The sequence below is a fragment of the Gluconobacter potus genome (genome assembly GCF_015244705.1).
Taxonomy (GTDB): domain Bacteria; phylum Pseudomonadota; class Alphaproteobacteria; order Acetobacterales; family Acetobacteraceae; genus Gluconobacter; species Gluconobacter potus.
Window position 1 is genome coordinate 251,017 of record NZ_JABCQF010000002.1, and the last position, 17,503, is coordinate 268,519.

Annotated in this window: 16 protein-coding genes; 10 read left to right on the top strand and 6 right to left on the bottom strand. The window is 62.7% G+C overall.

The window, feature by feature from the left end; genetic code table 11:
• Positions 1 to 2: 2 nt before the first annotated feature.
• Positions 3 to 1,001: an aldo/keto reductase gene (locus tag HKD31_RS05250; RefSeq protein ID WP_194264278.1), complete on the bottom strand. Its 999-nt coding sequence runs from the start codon at positions 999 to 1,001 to the stop codon at positions 3 to 5.
• A 51-nt stretch (positions 1,002 to 1,052) separates the two neighbouring features.
• Here HKD31_RS05250 and HKD31_RS05255 point away from each other — a divergent pair, with 51 nt between their 5' ends.
• The 5 genes from HKD31_RS05255 to HKD31_RS05275 all read left to right on the top strand — a co-directional run bounded on the left by HKD31_RS05255 (position 1,053) and on the right by HKD31_RS05275 (position 6,985).
• Positions 1,053 to 2,384: an O-antigen ligase family protein gene (locus tag HKD31_RS05255; protein ID WP_338085537.1), complete on the top strand. Its 1,332-nt coding sequence runs from the start codon at positions 1,053 to 1,055 to the stop codon at positions 2,382 to 2,384.
• 19 nt (positions 2,385 to 2,403) lie between these two features.
• Positions 2,404 to 3,402, top strand: a complete 999-nt coding sequence (locus HKD31_RS05260; protein ID WP_062497542.1) for a CobW family GTP-binding protein — start codon at positions 2,404 to 2,406, stop codon at positions 3,400 to 3,402.
• Positions 3,399 to 4,439 (top strand): WD40 repeat domain-containing protein, encoded by a 1,041-nt coding sequence (locus HKD31_RS05265; RefSeq protein ID WP_194264277.1) that lies wholly within the window; start codon positions 3,399 to 3,401, stop codon positions 4,437 to 4,439. The genes HKD31_RS05260 and HKD31_RS05265 overlap by 4 nt, the downstream gene beginning before the upstream one ends.
• A gap of 162 nt (positions 4,440 to 4,601) precedes the next feature.
• A complete protein-coding gene (locus HKD31_RS05270) occupies positions 4,602 to 6,590 on the top strand; it encodes a GAF domain-containing protein (RefSeq protein ID WP_194264276.1) in 1,989 nt (662 codons plus the stop codon).
• A 23-nt stretch (positions 6,591 to 6,613) separates the two neighbouring features.
• Complete coding sequence (locus HKD31_RS05275; RefSeq protein WP_011253144.1) at positions 6,614 to 6,985, top strand: response regulator; 372 nt, start codon at positions 6,614 to 6,616, stop codon at positions 6,983 to 6,985.
• Between the two features lie 12 nt (positions 6,986 to 6,997).
• On the opposite strand, the gene HKD31_RS05280 is transcribed toward HKD31_RS05275, so the two are convergent.
• Positions 6,998 to 7,303, bottom strand: coding sequence for an Rdx family protein (locus HKD31_RS05280; RefSeq protein WP_194264275.1), 306 nt, complete (start codon positions 7,301 to 7,303; stop codon positions 6,998 to 7,000).
• A 145-nt stretch (positions 7,304 to 7,448) separates the two neighbouring features.
• On the opposite strand from HKD31_RS05280, the gene HKD31_RS05285 reads away from it, so the two are divergent.
• Complete coding sequence (locus tag HKD31_RS05285; RefSeq protein ID WP_194264274.1) at positions 7,449 to 8,258, top strand: acid phosphatase; 810 nt, start codon at positions 7,449 to 7,451, stop codon at positions 8,256 to 8,258.
• A 24-nt stretch (positions 8,259 to 8,282) separates the two neighbouring features.
• Here the strand turns inward: HKD31_RS05285 and HKD31_RS05290 are convergent, their stop codons facing one another.
• From HKD31_RS05290 to HKD31_RS05300, 3 genes are all read right to left on the bottom strand, one after another.
• Positions 8,283 to 9,641, bottom strand: a complete 1,359-nt coding sequence (locus tag HKD31_RS05290) for a chloride channel protein (protein ID WP_194264474.1) — start codon at positions 9,639 to 9,641, stop codon at positions 8,283 to 8,285.
• Positions 9,642 to 9,923: 282 nt separating this feature from the next.
• Positions 9,924 to 10,817: a cation diffusion facilitator family transporter gene (locus HKD31_RS05295; RefSeq protein ID WP_194264273.1), complete on the bottom strand. Its 894-nt coding sequence runs from the start codon at positions 10,815 to 10,817 to the stop codon at positions 9,924 to 9,926.
• Between the two features lie 9 nt (positions 10,818 to 10,826).
• On the bottom strand, positions 10,827 to 11,882 hold the full coding sequence (locus HKD31_RS05300) for a cation diffusion facilitator family transporter (protein ID WP_194264272.1): 1,056 nt from the start codon (positions 11,880 to 11,882) through the stop codon (positions 10,827 to 10,829).
• Positions 11,883 to 12,041: 159 nt separating this feature from the next.
• Between HKD31_RS05300 and HKD31_RS05305 the strand changes: the two genes are divergently transcribed.
• The 3 genes from HKD31_RS05305 to HKD31_RS05315 all read left to right on the top strand — a co-directional run bounded on the left by HKD31_RS05305 (position 12,042) and on the right by HKD31_RS05315 (position 14,913).
• Positions 12,042 to 12,623 (top strand): DJ-1/PfpI family protein, encoded by a 582-nt coding sequence (locus HKD31_RS05305; RefSeq protein ID WP_194264271.1) that lies wholly within the window; start codon positions 12,042 to 12,044, stop codon positions 12,621 to 12,623.
• Between the two features lie 65 nt (positions 12,624 to 12,688).
• Positions 12,689 to 13,306 (top strand): TIGR00645 family protein, encoded by a 618-nt coding sequence (locus tag HKD31_RS05310; protein ID WP_194259216.1) that lies wholly within the window; start codon positions 12,689 to 12,691, stop codon positions 13,304 to 13,306.
• Positions 13,306 to 14,913: an NAD(P)/FAD-dependent oxidoreductase gene (locus tag HKD31_RS05315; RefSeq protein WP_194264270.1), complete on the top strand. Its 1,608-nt coding sequence runs from the start codon at positions 13,306 to 13,308 to the stop codon at positions 14,911 to 14,913. The genes HKD31_RS05310 and HKD31_RS05315 overlap by 1 nt, the downstream gene beginning before the upstream one ends.
• Here HKD31_RS05315 and HKD31_RS05320 read toward each other — a convergent pair.
• On the bottom strand, positions 14,910 to 16,193 hold the full coding sequence (locus HKD31_RS05320) for an MFS transporter (protein ID WP_194264269.1): 1,284 nt from the start codon (positions 16,191 to 16,193) through the stop codon (positions 14,910 to 14,912). The genes HKD31_RS05315 and HKD31_RS05320 overlap by 4 nt on opposite strands.
• A gap of 292 nt (positions 16,194 to 16,485) precedes the next feature.
• Between HKD31_RS05320 and HKD31_RS05325 the strand changes: the two genes are divergently transcribed.
• On the top strand, positions 16,486 to 17,457 hold the full coding sequence (locus HKD31_RS05325) for an EAL domain-containing protein (protein WP_194264268.1): 972 nt from the start codon (positions 16,486 to 16,488) through the stop codon (positions 17,455 to 17,457).
• Positions 17,458 to 17,503 lie beyond the last annotated feature (46 nt).

Below are 17,503 nucleotides of genomic sequence, written 5' to 3' on the forward strand. Positions count from 1 at the left end.
GGTCAGTCCCGTGCCGGGGGCGCCATGAAGGTCGGGTCGATGGGATTGGGGACATGCCGGGCCAGAATGTCGTCCACGGCTTTCTTTTCCTCGTCGGTCAGGGACCAGCCGAAGACGTCCTTTACGCCTGAGACCTGACCCGGCTTGCGGGCCCCCCACAGGGCGATGACCGGGCCTTGATCGAGAACCCAGCGAACGGCGAAGGCCATCACCGACTTGCCGCGCTTTTCGGCAAGCTTTTCGAACTCGTCCACGGCTGCGAGATACTTCTCGAAATTCGGCTTCTGGAACTTCGGATCGTTCGAACGCAGATCGTCCTTCGGGAAGGTCGTGTCGCGGTTCATCTTGCCGGTCAGCAGGCCGCGGCACAGGGCGCCATAGGCGAGCACGATGGCATTGTGCTTTTCGGCGTAGGGCAGGATGTCCTTTTCGATCGTGCGCTCGAAAAGGTTCAGCGGAGGCTGGATCGTGGCGAGCGGGGCGACTTCGCGGAAGATGTCCATCTGCTCGGGTGAGAAGTTGCTCACGCCGAGGGCTCGGATCTTGCCTTCCTGATGGAGCTTCTGAAGCTCGCGGGCGCTCTCGTCGATCGGGGTTTTGTCGTCGGGCCAGTGGATCTGTTCGAGGTCGATCGTCTCCACGCGCAGACGACGGAGCGAATCCTCGACTTCCTTGCGGATGCGGGCCGGGCGGGAATCCCGGAAGACCTTCATGTTCTTTTCGTCCTCGCCAACCCAGTGCAGCCCGAGTTTCGTGGCGACATGCGCCTTGTTGGGCTTTTCGGCCAAGGCGCGGCCGACGATTTCCTCGGAATGGCCGAAGCCGTAGACCGGGGCGGTGTCGATCAGGTTGATGCCTTCGTCGATGGCGGCGTGGATTGTGCGGACGCCATTGTCATCATCGGGGCCGCCCCACATCCAGCCGCCGATGGCCCAGGTGCCGAGGGCGACGCGGGAGAGGGGTGTGTCGATGCCGGGGATGCGGATGGTGTCGGATGCCATGAGTGTCTCCACTTGAAATGGACGGTAACGAAAAAGCGCTTCGGACTGTAAGTGGTTGCATGGCAGCGGGAAACCTTCCATCCACGCCAGATGCGTTTCTCTCCTTCTGTCCTGACCCGGATCGGCCGCTGGGCTGCCGTGGTCCTGCCTCTGGCCCTGACGCATGTGCGCGTGGCGGGTGAGGCCGATCTTGATCTTCTGGCCGTGCTGCTTCTGCTGCATTCGGGCCTGACCGGGCGGCGTCAGGGCGGATGGGATTGGTTCCGGGAGCCGTGGGTGGTGGCGACGTTCTGCTGGTGGGGCTGGCAGGTGTTGTGCACGCTGTGGGTGGCGCCGGGGCATGGGGCGCTGACCCAGTCGCTTCTGGCGATCCGTTTTCCACTCGCGGCCGCCGCTTTGGGCTGCTGGGTGCTGAAGGATGCGGTCTGGCGCCGGCGTGTGCTGTGGCTGACCTGTGCGTGCGGGGTCTATATTGCGTTGCAGATGCTGATCCAGGCCGTGTTCGGGCGCAATCTGTTCGGGATTCCGCGTTTTCATGACGGAACGCTGACAGGACCGTATGCGCATCCACGGGCTGCGGCACCGCTGTCCCGGCTGATTTTGCCGCTGCTGATGGTCGGATGTGCGGCGGCGGAAGGCGCGCGCAGCCGTCTGGTGCGGACGCTGGGGCTGTGCGCGGCTACGGTTCTGGCGGTCGGGATCATGGTTCTGGCCGGGCAGCGGATGCCGCTTGCGCTGTCTTTGCTGGGGATTGGTGTCTGTGCGCTGCTGTACCGGCCGATGCGTCCGGCGGCGCTGGCGGCGGCGGCGATGCTGCCGGTTCTGGTGCTGGTGGCGCGGGTGTTCTCGCCGGGCAGCTTTTTTCATCTCGTAACGCTGGCGCGGCAGCAGCTCACGCATTTCGGACAGTCGCCCTACGGGGAAATCTATACCCATGCGGTCGTGATGGCGCAGGCGCATCCCTGGGTCGGACAGGGTTATGACGCCTACCGGCATTACTGTGCCGCGCCGTCCACGTTTCATGGGATCGCGGGCCTGTCTGATGCCATTCCGGAACAGGGATGGCTCTCCCTCTGTGTGCAGCATCCGCACAACCATTACCTTCAGGCGCTGGTGAATGCGGGGGTGCCTGGCCTTATCCTGTTCGTGCTGATGATCGCGACCTGGCTGAAGGCGATCTGGCCGGGGCGGAATGGCGCGGCCATTTCGATCGGCCTGTTCGCGGCGGTGTTCATTCAGGAATGGCCGATCGCGTCCTCTTCGGACTTCCTGAACCTGCCCCTGAGTGGCTGGGGCTTCCTGCTTCTGGGGCTGGCGCTGGCCTATCGGACATTCCGCGGTGGGGACGGGTTTCAAGCGGGCAGGGACCGGCCTATATCGTAAGGCAGATTACGGAGGCCTTATGTCCAGCACCCCTGACACTACTGCGACCCCGACGCGGACCGGAACCGTTCCTGTGACGGTTCTCACCGGCTTTCTCGGCGCCGGCAAGACGACGCTTCTCAATCATATCCTGACGGCCGAGCATGGCCGCAAATATGCGGTTGTCGTGAACGAGTTTGGCGAACTCGGGATCGACAATGACCTCGTGGTGGATGCCGACGAGGAAGTGTTCGAGATGAACAACGGCTGCATCTGCTGCACGGTGCGCGGGGATCTGATCCGCATTCTGGGCAGTCTGCTGCGCCGGCGGAACCGCTTTGACGGCATCATTGTCGAGACCACGGGGCTGGCCGATCCGGCCCCGGTCGCGCAGACGTTTTTCGTGGACGAGAACCTGCGGGAGAAAGCCCGTCTGGATGCGGTCGTGACGGTTGTGGACGCGTTCAACGTCATGGAAACGCTGGACGAAAGCCCCGAGGCCGTGAACCAGATCGCGTTTGCGGATGTGATCGTGCTCAACAAGGTTGATCTTGCGGATGAAGAACGCCGCAAGGAGATCGTGGCCCGTCTGCGCAAGATCAATGCGGTGGCGCAGATCCATGAGGCGCAGCATGGTGGCGTGAAGCTGACGGACATCCTTGACCGGGGCGGCTTCGATCTGACACGTGCGCTCAAGACGATGCCGGATTTTCTGGAAAACGACCATCACTCGCATGAAGAGGGCATCACCAGCATTTCCCTGAGCATCAAGGACCTGATCGACCAGCGTCGTTTTCAGGCCTGGATCGGGGCGATCCTTCAGGAGCAGGGGGCGGACATTCTGCGCGCCAAGGGCATCCTGCATTTCAAGGGCGAGAAGGACCGCTTTGCGTTCCAGGCCGTGCACATGATGGCGGATGGCGACTTCATCGGTCCGTTCCGCGAGGGCGAGAGCCGGGAGTCCCGTCTGGTGTTCATCGGGCGCAATCTCAACCGTCCGCAGCTTCGTCGCGGATTTGAAAGCTGTATTGCGGAATGATGGGTGATCTTCTGACGGACCGGGGCGGTGAGCGCCGGTTCGAGAGCCCGGTCGTGCATGTGGTGTCTGCCCGGGATGGTCGCAGCTTTGCTGCACTGACGGCGGACGGGGAGCTTGTGCTGATCCCCCGGGACCGTCTGCGTGATCCGGAGAGCTGGACGGTTGTTGTGGCGCATGATGGCGGCCTGTGTCTGGCGCAGGATTGTGCTCCGGATGCGTTCCTGTCGGGCGGCGAGGACGGAAAGCTCGTCCGGACTTTTGCTGACGGGCGGAGCGAGACCCTGCATGAGGGCCGTCGCTGGATCGACTGTGTGGCGAGCACGACGGGGCATCTGGCATTCTCGACGGGCAAGCAGATCGAGGTCCGGGCGGCGGAAGGGCGGGAAACGCTCAAGGTTCTGGAGCATCCTTCGACCGTGACCGGCATCGTGTTCGATGCGAAGGGCAAGCGGATCGCGGCGTCACATTATAATGGGGCGTCGATGTGGTTCGTGCAGGCGAAGGTCGATACCGTGCGGCCGTTCGAGTGGAAGGGCAGCCATATCGCGATTGCCATCCATCCGGGCGGGGAGGCGCTGGTAACGTCCATGCAGGAAAATGATCTGCATGGCTGGCGTCTGTCGGACGGGCACAACATGCGCATGAGCGGCTATCCGAAGCAGGTGAAGTCGCTGGCCTTCACGCGCAATGGCCGCTGGCTGGCGACGGCCGGGGCAGATGCGATCATCCTGTGGCCGTTCTTTGGCGGCGGGCCGATGGGTAAGGCTCCGGCCGAACTGGCGCGTCTGCCAGGGCTGTTCGTCAGTGCGGTCTGTCCGAACCCGAAGGAAGACATCATCGCGGCGGGCTATGAAGACGGGACGGTCGTGCTCGCGGAAATCGGAGGGGGCGACCAGCGCGTCCTGCCGCTGTGCTCCGGACAGGATACGAAGCGGGGCAAGGTGACGTCGCTGGGGTTCACGCCGCAGGGCGGATCTCTGGTGTTCGGAACTGAAGAGGGCGTTCTGGCGGCGATCGACCTGTCCAGTGCGGGCTGAAGCCTGAAAGGGGCGGCAACTTTTCTGATGAATTGTTGCTGCCCCTGAAACACGGTATGTTCGCTCATGCCCAGCATGGACCCAGCCCCAAAAGCGTCTGTGAAGACCGTGGTTTCGCCGGACGCACCGCCGTTTCCGGCGGAGAGGCCTGCTGATCTGAATATGTACGGGGATCTGAAAGCATTTTCGGATCTCGACCTTGATGACATTGCCGTCGCGGCGGCGGCCGTCTGTCGCACGCCGATTGCGCTGGTCAGTATTCTCGATGGGGACCAGCTCTGGTTTTCCGCGCGGGTCGGTACGGATCAGCCGTCCGGGGCCCTGGCCAATTCGGGATGTGCGCCTGTCATCGCGCGCCGGGTTCCGGTGGTGATCCCCGATATGATGGCCGATCCCGAGACGCGGAAGAACGGCCTTGTCTGCGGGGCGCCGGGTCTGCGCTTTTATGCCGGCTATCCGCTGTTTACCGCAGAAGAGGAGGTTTTAGGCACGCTGTGCGTTGTGGATCTTGAGACACGTCCGCAGGGTCTCTCGCAGGCGGAAAGTAACGGTCTGGCGGCTCTGGCACGTCAGGCCATGCGGCTGATGGAGATGCGTCGGGAAACCGTGGCGCAGGAGCGGCGTCTGACGGCGCAGCAGATCCGCAGGGAGCGGGCCACCCGGCAGGCGAGGCAGGCGGATGTGGAGCGCCGTCACGCCATGGAGAAATATGCCCTCCAGCAGGAGGCCGGCGCGGCCGGTGGGGTGGGGATCTACGAATATGATCTGATCAGCGGGGACATCGCCGTTTCCCCGGAAGTCTGTCGCATCATCGGCCTGCCCGTCACGGATATCCTGACGGTGCGGCAGTGGGTCGCGCAGGTGCATGAGGACGACAGACCGCAGATGCCTGTCCTGTCGCAGCTTCTGGACGGATCGGCGCCCCTGAAGCTCGAATATCGCGTGGTGCGGGCGGATGACCAGCGGGAACGCTGGGTTCTGCGCCAGGGCGTGCTGGATCGTGACGAGGCGGGGCGTCCTGTCCGCCTGATCGGAACAATCCAGGACATTACCCCTGAGCGGAATGCGACCAGCCGTCTGACGACCCTTCTGGCGGTGGGCGATGCCCTGCGGACAGCCTCGACCCGCAAACAGGCGCTGACGGAGTCCTGCCGCCTTCTGGGGCAGCGGCTTGAGGTGCAGCGTGTCGGGTTCGCGGCCATTACGGTGCGCGACGAACTCTTCACCGTCGATCAGGGATGGTGTGCGCCGGAGATGCCGCCGATTTCGGGAGAATTTCCGTTTCAGGCCTTCCGCCGGACGTCGGATTTCCTGCGAAGTGGTGCTGTTCTCATTCTGGACGATCTCTCCAGTCCGTCCTGGATGGGTGAGGAGCGTGAAGCCTGTCGTGTCGTACAGGTCGAGGCGCAGATTGTCGTCCCGAAAATGGATCATGGCGAGCTGACGGGCTGTCTGTTTGTTCACAGCGCGCTTCCGCGGGAATGGACGCTGGATGAAACGTCTTTCATCCGCACTGCCGCGGACCGGATTTTTGCGGCGCTGGATGAATGGGACGCCGAGACGCGTCAGGAGATCGTCAATCATGAAATCCTGCACCGTCTGAAGAATACGCTCAGCATCGTGCAAAGCCTGGCCCATCAGGGGTTCCGGAACGTGGATGATCAGGGGCCGCTCGCGACTTTCACGTCCCGTCTGGTGGCGCTGAGTGCGGCGCATGATCTGCTGATGCGTCGGAACTGGCAGTCTACGGATCTGGCGAGTCTGGTTCAGGGTGTGCTCACGCCGCTGGGCGTGGAGAACAGGGTTCAGGTCTCGGGACCGTTTCTCAAGCTGGGTCCGGATACGGCGACGTCCTTTTCGATGCTGCTGCATGAACTGGCGACGAACGCCATGAAATATGGTGCGCTGAGTATTCCGGAGGGGACGGTGTTTCTACACTGGACGATGACGGGAACAGGCGAGGGGGGCGTCATGGCATTGCAGTGGCGTGAGGCCGGTGGACCGCAGGTTACGCCACCCGCACAGACCGGCTTTGGTGTGCGTCTTCTGAAGGCCGGATTGGGGCGGCACGGGAAAACGGAACTTCATTACGCCCCGACGGGTTTATGTGCAGACCTGACCGCCCCCATCCTGTCGCTTGCGACGGTCTGAGACTCACCGGAGACCCGTTTTACATGCCGGAGGACCCTGACACACGGCCCACGATCCTCATCGTCGAAGACATTGTCTTCATCCGGATGATGACGGAGGACTACTTCGCGAATGCCGGTTTCAGGACCCTGAGCGCGCGTACGACGGCAGAAGCCATAGTGCTTCTCGAAACGGATCCGACGATCCGTTACCTGTTCGCGGATATTCACCTGCCAGGCGGTGAGGACGGCCAGAAACTGGCTGCCACGGCCCGGAAGCGCTGGCCGCCCGTGAAGATCATCCTGACCTCCGCCGACATGCCCGCGGATCAGGTCCGGTTGCCGGTGCGCGGGCTGTTCGTTCCCAAGCCCTACAGTCTGGACCGGGTCCGGCAGGCTTTCGAGACGATGCCCTGATCGGGCTGCGGGTCAGCGTTCCGGCTGCGGATCCGAGGTCCGGTCCGTGTGGCCGAGGTCGCGTTCGGGAGCAATGATGTCCCTGACGCGTTGTTTCAGTTCCTTGGGGCCGGGAAAACCGCCATCGCGCTTGCGTTCCCAGATCAGCGTTTCATTCACATGGATTTCGAATCGGCCGCCCGTATCGGGGATGAGCGCGACTTCAGCCAGGGCCTGACCAAAGGTGGAGAGCAGCTCCTGCGCCATCCAGCCCGAGCGGAGCAGCCAGTTGCACTGCGTGCAGTAGCGGATGGAAACACGGGGTGAAGCAGGTGTCATGAAGATCCTGTGGGGGCTTTGGGATGTTTGTCCCAAGACAGTCTCATAAGAGTTTCATACGTAAAAGCCTTCGCGCCCGCAGCCGTGAACGTTAAGGATACGGACTGGTTCCTCACTCCGTTTTCCTGACTGGATTTTCCTGCTTATGCGTCCTGCCCTTCGTCTGCCCGCTGCACTGCTCTTGTGTGCGACTGTTCTTTCCGCCTGCGCACCTGCGACGCATACGTCCGCTACTGCCCAGGGCGGCATCCTGCCGGACAGTGCGGCTCCGGACGAGCGCCTCGTGCTGGCTCCGCCGCCGGCGCCTGGAAGTGCCGCGCAGAGTGATGACGACCGGGTGTTTCATGTCACGCGCGCGCTGAAGGATACGCCGCGCTGGAAACTGGCGCAGAGCGATGCGGATCTGGACCCTGCGCATCTGGTCCGGGACTTCTCCTGTGCGGCAGGTTTCGAGATCGATCTGGCAAAGGCGCCGCATCTGGCCCGCGTGCTGGAGCGGATCCGACATGCTGTCGGACACCGGACATCGGACGTGAAGAAATACTGGCACCGTACGCGGCCGTTCGTGGGCACGAACCTGCCGATCTGCACGTCTCCTGAAGGGCTTGGGCTGAATTCGTCCTATCCGTCAGGCCATACGACGGCAGGGTACGGGATGGCACTGCTTCTGGCGCATCTGATGCCGGAACATGCTTCGGCCATTCTCCAGCGCGGGCGTGTGTTCGGGGAAAGCCGGATCGTCTGCGGGGCGCACTGGAAGTCGGATGTTCAGGCGGGATATCTGAATGCGTCCTCGCTCATGGACGTGCTGCTGGCACAGCCGGAACTTCAGGACGATCTGGCGGCAGCGCGTCAGGACCTGCTGGCCATGCAGGGAACAGCCCCGGCTCCTGAGGCAGGGACGTGTGCCGTCGAGCATGACGCAGCAATTCATTCCCTGCTCAGCGAACCGTAAGTTCGTGATCAGTGCCCTGAGAGATCAGGGCACTGGTTTCCTGTCTGCTGGTGGCGGGTGATTGTGGTGAGCGGCTCGGTCATTGGCTTCCATGAAGCGGTCGGCCAGGCTGCTGTACAGTGAATGCGGGCAGATCATTTTTGATACGCCGAACGCCAGAAAGGAGGTGGCCAGCAGGGCTAGCGTGACCTGCTGGTTGTCGCACATTTCCATAACGATGATCGTCGCGGTCAGCGGAGACTGCGACATGCCGCAGAAATACGCCACAGTGCCGAGGAGCACGACAGCGCCGGGCGTGGTGTGGGGCAGGAACTGCTCTACCCATCCGCCGATCCCCGCGCCGATGGCGAGCGAGGGAGCGAACATGCCGCCCGGGATGCCGGAGCAGTACGAGACGATCATCGCCAGATATTTGAGGATGAAGAACGAGGCCGGGTAGTGCTCGGTGCCATTGAAAATGGCGCGGGCCTGATCATAGCCCGTGCCATAAGTCGCGCCCTTGGAAACAAGGCCGATCAGGGCCAGCACGAAGCCGCAGGCTGCGGCAAAGGTGATCGGGCGTTTGGCGGCGAACTGTCCCACCGGGCCTGGAATCCCGCGCGAGGCTTTGATGAGAATGGCCGAGAAGCTGCCCCCTGCGAGGCCGCCGAGAATGCCGCAGGTCAGCACCGCGATCCATGCCGTGCCGACCGGAACGTCCACATCCGCATGGCCGAAATAAGTGTAGTTCCCGATCAGCGCGATGGCGGTGACACCGGACAGGACCACGACGGTCAGGGTACGCCCCGAGGCCTTCTGCTCGAAGGAGTGGGACAGCTCTTCGATGGCGAACATGATGCCTGCGAGCGGCGTGTTGAAGGCGGCGGCCATGCCGGCTGCACCACCGGCCAGGATCATGCTGCGCCGTGCGGTGATGTTCGACTGTCCAAGCAGGCGTGAGAAGGCGTGCATGATGGACGCGCCAACCTGAACGCTGGGGCCTTCACGACCGATGGAGGCACCGCAGATCAGCCCGAAAGACGTCAGCAGGATCTTGCCGAGGGACGTCTTGAGGGACAGGACGCGGTCCACGACGGCAACGTTCTCGATGTGCAGTGTCGCGATCGTCTGCGGGATGCCGGAACCCTGCGCGCCCTTGAAGATGGTGCGTGTGGCCCAGGTAATGAGGGCGAGGCCCGCGGGGGCGACAACCAGCATGGCGGCAGGGTGCCAAGCCACGATCTGATGGCGCACGCCCGCCGCCCAGTCACCCAGTCGGGCGAACAGGACCGCCACGATGCCGACCAGAACCGCACCCACCCAGTAGACCGCCGTGCGGCGCCACTGGTGCGTCGTGACCTTCGCCGAGCGTCGCAGATGCAGGATGCGGTCCTTGCGGCGCATGGCATGCTGCGAGGAGCGGGCCTCCGGGATGGGAGGCTCGGGCGGGACGGCGGCGACGGGTGAAGGAGGCGGTGTATCAGCCAATATTCGGACGTCCGGGAGGGAGGGGCGCGGTGTGGAAGAGACGCCCGGTTCAGGCCCGTGCGCTGATGTTCTGCACCTGCCATCAACGCGGGAAAGGGGTCAAGGGTTCTTGGCCGCTGGAACGCAGGCACCTGAATCCGTCTCCGGCTGTGTCATAAACCGCACAGTCTGGTGCGGATTCTCCGCAGTCGCGGTGGCTCAGGTCAGGACGAGCGCGCCGGAATGTTTGGCTTTGTCTTCGGGCTCGACATGGATGTGGATGGAGGCGCGGCCGAGCTCGGAACGGATGGCGGCCTCGATCTGGTCACAGATCTCGTGGGCATCGTGGACCGTAAGCGTGCTCGGGACCACGAGGTGGAACTCCACGAAAGACAGGGCGCCGACCTTGCGGATGCGCAGGTCATGGGCTTCGAGAGCCCCTGTGGCGCTCTCGGAGATGACAGCCTTGACCGCGTCCATCTGCTCGGGCGAGGGCGCTTCGTCCATCAGTCCGGACAGGGAGTGCTTCATCATGGAGAAGCCCGCGCGCATGACGTTCAGCGCCACCAGTGCGGACAGCACGGCATCAAGACGGTCCCATTTGAGCAGCGGGATCAGCGAGACACCGATCACGAGCGCGATCGTGGCCCAGACATCCGACACGACATGCTCGCCCGCAGCCTGAAGGGCCTGTGAGGACTGTTTGCGGCCGACCGCGATCAGGGTGCGGCCCCAGGCGAGATTGACCAGTCCGGCCAGCGCATTGAGCGCCACACCGGAGAAAGGCGCGTTGACCGGTTCGGGGTGGCGCCAGTCATGAATGGCGATGACCAGAATGCCGATGGCCGTGAGGACGACCAGCACGCCTTCGATAACGGCGGAAAGATATTCCGCTTTGCCATGACCGTAGGGGTGGTTGTCATCGGCGGGAAGGGCCGCGACGGACATGGCCCAGAGCGTGCCGATTGCTGCGACGACATTCAGGATGGTCTCGATCGCGTCCGAAAGCAGGGCTTCCGAGCCCGAGACCACATAGGCCGCGTATTTGATGGCCAGCACCACCACACTCAGCACGATGGAGGCGCGGGCGACCTTGATGCGGGTGGATGTCATGACAGGTCCTCAGCAGCAGGGCTGGTGCGTGTCGCAGACTGAGGGCTGGGTTTCAAGCTGGAAAGTGGGATGGGCGATGTCAAAACGCGTCCGGACAAGCTCTGCGGCGCGGGCGATGACCAGATCCGTGCTGACAGGTTTTGTAGGATCGCAGACGAGATGGACCGTCAGGGCGGTCTCGGTCGTGCTCATGGCCCAGATATGCAGATGATGCAGTCCGGAGACACCATCAAGCGACAGAAGGGCGGCCTGCACGGCCTCAGGATCGATCCCCGCCGGGACGGCATCGAGCGCCAGGTTCAGCGAACTCCGCAGCAGCGACCATGTGCCGATTACGATGGAGACCGACACGATCAGGCTCATGATCGGGTCGATGATCGTATAGCCCGTGAACGCGATCAGCAGTCCCGCGATGACGACCGAAAACGCCATGACGGCATCGGCCGCCATGTGCAGGAACGCGCCGCGCACGTTGAGATCGCTCGACGCGCCCTTCATGAAGAGCAGGGCTGTCACGGCATTGACGGCAATCCCGACCAGCGCGACCCAACTGATGACTTCGCCCTGGACATTCTGGTGCGAGAACAGGCGCAGGACGGATTCCCAGACGATGCCACCCGTGACGAGCAGCAGGATCGTGGCGTTCGCGAGGGCCGAGAGGATTGTCGAGCGGCGCAGGCCGTAGGTGAAACGCGCGCTGGACGGGCGTGTGGCGAGAACCTGCGCCAGCCAGGCCCCGGCGAGCCCAAGCACGTCGGACAGGTTGTGTCCCGCATCGGCCAGAAGGGACAGCGAATGCGCCCAGACGCCCCACAGGGCCTCCCCCGCGACATATGCCGTGTTCAGGACGATCCCGATGGCAAAGGCCGTGCCGAAACTGGCTGGAGCATGGACGTGCTGGTGGCCGAATCCGAAACCGTGACTGTGCCCGTCGCAATGGTCGTGATCATGGTGATGGTCATCATGATCATGGTCCGCATGGTCATGCGCGTGATGCTCATGCGGAAGGGTGGTGCCATGGTGATCGTGATCGCAGGCGCAGTCGTGATGGGGATCCGGGGTCATGGAGGCCAGTGCTGTGAGAATTGAAAGCCGACCTTACTGCATGTGAGGCGGCCGTCCCATATCTATTGCCGAACCGTGCGCGGCATGGTGTCGTGACTGATATGAACGGCAGCGCTCCTGATGCGTCAGGATGTGCACACGAAGAAGGAGAAAGAGACGATGGCTGAAAAGCGTATTCTCATGATCGCGGGTGATTTCGTCGAGGATTACGAAATCATGGTGCCGTTCCAGATGCTGCTTCTGGTCGGGCACAAGGTCGATGTCGTATCGCCGGGCAAGAAGGCCGGCGAGCAGGTCGCAACGGCCATTCATGATTTCGAGGGCCACCAGACCTATACCGAAAAGCGTGGCCATAACTTTACGCTGAATGCGACCTATGCGGGCGTGACAGCCGACGTCTATGACGCGCTGGTCATTCCGGGTGGACGGGCTCCGGAACAGCTCAGCACCGATGAGAGCGTCCTGGATCTGGTCCGCGCTTTCGTTGAGAGTGGCAAGCCGGTCGCGGCTGTCTGTCATGGCCCGCAGCTTCTGGCGGCAGCGGGTGTCATCAAGGGGAAGAAGATCTCGGCCTATCCGGCCTGCCGGGCAGAAGTGCTGCTCGCCGGTGCCGAATACCAGTCCGTCCCGATGGATGGCGCGGTGACGGATGGGCAGTTCGTGACGGGACCGGCCTGGCCTGCGCATCCCGCCTGGATCGGGCAGTTCCTCAAGGTTTTGGGCACGCAGATCACGCCGTAAGGGATTTGTGCCGGATCGCTCACAACATTGTGGCGAAACGCGACCTGAAATCGTAGAGAGGGAGCATGACGACTTCCTCTCCTTCTCCCGATCAGCAGCCCAGACAACGCACCGGCAGTTTCGGCCGTGCGGAAGGCCTCATGGAGCGCGCGTTTTTCGCGACACGCTGGATTGCAGCACCGCTCTATTTTGGTCTGACGGTTGGGTTGCTTCTGGTGGCCTTCAAGTTCTTCCAGCAGCTGATCGGGCTGGTGCTGAAAGCCTCAGGGCTGGATTTCGACGACGTGTTCGTCGGCGTCCTGGACCTGATCGATCTGGTTCTGCTGGCCAATCTGCTGCTGATTGTCATGTTCTCGGGTTACGAGAACTTCGTCTCCCGTCTCGATATCCGCAGCCACGAGGATTATCCGAGCTGGATCGGGCATGTCACGTTCGGAGACATCAAGATCAAGCTCATGGCCTCGATCGTGGCGATGTCCGCGATCCACGTGCTGGCGGATTTCATCCGTGTGGATGAGACCTCGACGCGCGCTCTGGAATGGAGCGTGGGCATCCATCTGGCTTTCGTCGTCTCCGGCGTGCTGATGGCCATCATGGACCGGATCATGGAAGGCTCGCCGGACACGCATCACGCTGATCCTGCGCCGGCTGTGTCGAAAACGGCAGGGGACGGGCACCACTGATGATCCGCATCACCGAACTGCGCCTGCCACTGGATCATCCGGAGGAGGCGCTGCGTGAGGCCGTGCTCGCGCGTCTGAACATTGCGCCGGCAGACCTGAAGTCCCTGCATGTCGCGCGTCGTGGATATGATGCCCGCAAGCGTGGTCATATCGTGCTGGTCTATAATGTGGACTGCGATGTGGCCGACGAAGCTGCCGTGCTGGCTGCGCATGAGAGCGACCAGCATGTGCGGCCGACGCCGGATACGACCTATCATCTGCCGGAAGCGACGCTGCCTGAAGGTATGCCGCGTCCCGTCGTGATCGGCGCGGGACCGTGCGGGATCATGGCGGCCCTCACACTGGCGCAGGCCGGTCTGAAGCCCATCATCATCGAGCGCGGCAAGGATGTGAAGGCGCGGACGGTCGATACATTCGCCCTGTGGCGCAAATCCGTCCTGACGCCTGAAAGCAACGTGCAGTTCGGCGAAGGCGGTGCAGGGACGTTCTCGGACGGCAAGCTCTATTCCGGCGTTTCGGACCCGCGGCATCTGGGACGGCATGTTCTGGAAGAATTCGTGCGGGCGGGGGCTCCGGAAGAAATCCTGACCATTTCCAAACCGCATATCGGCACGTTCCGTCTGGTCACGATGGTCATGTTCATCCGTGCCGAGATCGAGCGGCTGGGCGGCGAGTACCGTTTCGAGACCCGCGTCGAAGGGTTCGAAATGGACGGCGAGGGCACAGAGCGTCGTCTGCGTGGCCTGCGTCTGTCTAATGGCGAAACGCTGCAGGCGGAACGGGTCATTCTGGCTGTCGGACATTCGGCGCGCGATACGTTCGAGATGCTGCGTGACGCTCAGGTGGAAATGGATGCCAAGCCGTTCTCCATCGGTGTGCGGATCGAGCATCCGCAGTCGGTGATCGACGTGGCCCGGTTCGGGGCGAGCGCCGGGCATGAAATGCTGGGGGCGGCGGATTACAAACTCGTCCATCATGCGTCGAATGGCCGTGCGGTCTATTCGTTCTGCATGTGCCCCGGCGGACAGGTCGTGGCGGCGACGTCCGAAGAAGGGCAGGTCGTCACCAACGGCATGAGCCAGTATTCGCGGGCCGAGCGTAATGCCAATAGCGGCATTGTCGTTGAAGTGAAGCCGGAGGTGGATTTTCCGGACGATGTTCTGGGCGGCGTAGCGTTTCAGCGGAAATGGGAAAAAGCGGCGTTCGTCGCGGGTGGCAGCAACTACAACGCGCCGGCCCAGAGGGTCGGAGATTTTCTGGCAGGCCGTCCGTCCACATCACTTGGGGCTGTTGTGCCGTCATACCAGCCGGGTGTGACGCCGACGGATCTGACGCAGTGTCTGCCGGCTTTCGTGACGGATGCCATCCGCGAGGCCCTGCCGCAGTTCGAGCGCAAGCTGCGCGGATTTTCGATGGAAGATGCGGTCATGACCGGCGTGGAAACGCGGACGTCCTCTCCGATCCGCCTGCGTCGTGACCGTGAGGGGCAGAGCCCGACATTGCGGGGTCTGTTTCCGGCTGGCGAGGGCGCAGGATATGCGGGTGGGATCCTGTCCGCCGGGATTGATGGCATCCGCGCGGCGGAATGGCTGGCGGCCTCTCTTTAAGAGGCCGTCTCGTCGCCTTCCATGTGTTCGCCCGGAAGTTCTTTCGGGCGGATGAGGGCGATGGCGCCGGTCACGAGGCTGGTGCCTAGTACGAAGATTTCCGCTGACAGTGGCAGGGTCAGGGCCGTCGGGCCGAACATGGGCACGAATTTTTGTGCCATGCCCTGTCCGATGGAGCCGAGCGCATAGCCCAGCCCCATGCCGAAGCTGCGGGTGTCGGATGGAAAGCGCTGCGCCAGATAATGCGGAACAAGGGCGAAGATACCCGAAGCGGCCCCACCCATGACGAAGGCGGCAATCAGCAGCATGTTCCAGGTTGGGGCACTCAGGAACGGCCAGATCGTCAGCATTACGACAACCAGCGCACTGAGCATGACGCGGACTTCCCCGAACCGCTCAGCCAGCCAGCCGCAGAAAACCTTTCCGCCGAACGATCCGATGCAGTAGAGCGTGACCGGCCAGAAGACCGCCTGCTGCGTCAGGTGATGACTGCCACGCAGAATCGTCGGGTAATAGGTGTAGATCGCGGCTTTCTGGAATTCCAGAAAGCTCATGAAAGCGATGGCCTGAAAAGCCGCGCCCGTCAGGCGGAATTTCGGACGCAGTTGCGGTGGCGCATGTTCCTTTCGCCCCCGTGCCAGTCGTGCTTCGCGGTTGCGGAGCCAGACGGGGCTTTCGGGTACGCCGATCCGGATGAACAGCGCCAGCGCGGCGGGGGCCAGACCGATGAAGAACAGAACGCGCCAGCCGTAATGCGGCAGGATCAGAGCCTGCACGCCGGCCGCGACGAAATAGCCGACTTCATATCCGGACATCATGAGGGCGGAGGCCATGGGGCGGGTCCAGGCGGGAACGCTTTCCATCAGAAGCGCGGCCGAGGCGGTCCATTCGCCGCCAAAGCCGATTCCGAACATGAACTGCACAGCCATAAGCACATAAAAGTGATGGGAGAGGCCAGTCAGTGCGGAAAAGACCGCAAACCAGATCACGCCGAGCATGAAGGCCGGCTTGCGACCGTAGCGGTCGGCCAGCCAGCCCCAGCCGGTATTCCCGACAGCACGTCCGATGGACTGCCCCATCAGAACGGCCCCCAGATCGGCGATCGTGCATCCGAAATCATGGGCGATGTCCGGCAGCGTGAACATGAGCGTCGTCTGGTCGAAAGCGTCCAGGAACCAGCCCAGAAAAGACGCAAAAGTGACCTGCCAGTAGGGCAGGAGGGCCCTCAGGGAGCCTTGGGAAGAAGATGTTACGGCGGAGCGGGTGGTGGCATCCGTCATGCAGAATGGGTCCTGTTCCGGCATCGGAGAGAAGCCGTGCCGAAGGGGTGTCACAGGCCCGGAAGAACATCCGGGCGGGAAACCGTAACAGCTTTGTCCGGATTGATCGAACGAAGAGTTCGGGCCGCCAGAAAATGGATAGGCCGGGCGGGTATGAGAGCGCGACGTGTGTCCGGATCGCGCCATAAAAACCCATCCCATTAAGGAAAAATTAGGCTGTTGAGCCGCATTGTCCCCGACATGAAGAACGGAGGTGTCCGCATTGGATGATCTAGGACAGGGAGCGACTTCGGTGCCGGCCGCCCCTCAGGACCTGCATGCCGGCCGGACAGTCATGACAGAAGGACTGTCCGAACTGCCGAAAGGCAAGACCGGCCACGCCTTACCCATGACTGCGTCCAGCGCAGGGATGTTCGCAACGACGTTAAGGAGCCGGAGAGCACGCCAGAAAAGTGCGCTGCCCCCTCTGCGATGGCTGCCGCGCTTTGTGGTGGGACGCAGTGGAGCAGACAAGGTGATCGGGGCGCAGGTGGACATGAGCCAGCTCTGGCTCTCGGTTCCGCGCCGGACCCTGCGCAAGAGCCGACGCAAGAGCCTGGGCCAGCAGCAGCGGGAATTTGATTCTGATCTGCTGGGGAATGCCTGTGCACAGGCTGCGACATGGCCGGAGGGCATGCGGCTGATGGTTTCGCTGGAAGACGATCAGGCACCGGATGGAGATTTCAACAACCGCCTGAATACCGTTCTTCAGGACAGCGGTTTTCCGGTCAGCCGACTTGATCTCGTGTTTCAGGAAAGTGGTCTGGCGCAGGACGACAAGGAAACCTGTTACACACTGTCAGCGCTGCGCGATCAGGGATGCCAGATTTTTCTGGGCGGGTTTGGCAGTGCGCCTTCCAGTCTGAGTCTTCTGCGGGAACGTGCGATGGGAGGATTGCTGGACGGGGTCCAGTTCGACGCCTCCATGCTCGCACCTTCCGGCATGACCTGGCGTCAGTCCGGCGATGCTCCGCTGCTGGATGAATCCGCCACGGTCTTTTACCGCGCGGCTCTGGAGACCGTGAAGGCACTGGGTCTGAAGGTCCGTAGTATCGGCGTGGATCTTCCGGATCTTCTGGCTTTCGTACAGAAAGTCGGATGTGTCGAAGCATCCGGAACGGTGCTGGCTGCACCGGAAACGACGGCACAGATCAGCGAGCGGTTCGAGGAAACGGCGGGGCGTCCGCGCCGTCGTCGCATGGCAAGAACGGCGGAAGGTCTCTGAAGAGACCTTCCGCCGTATTGGCCGGAAAGGAACAGGACCGCCTGTC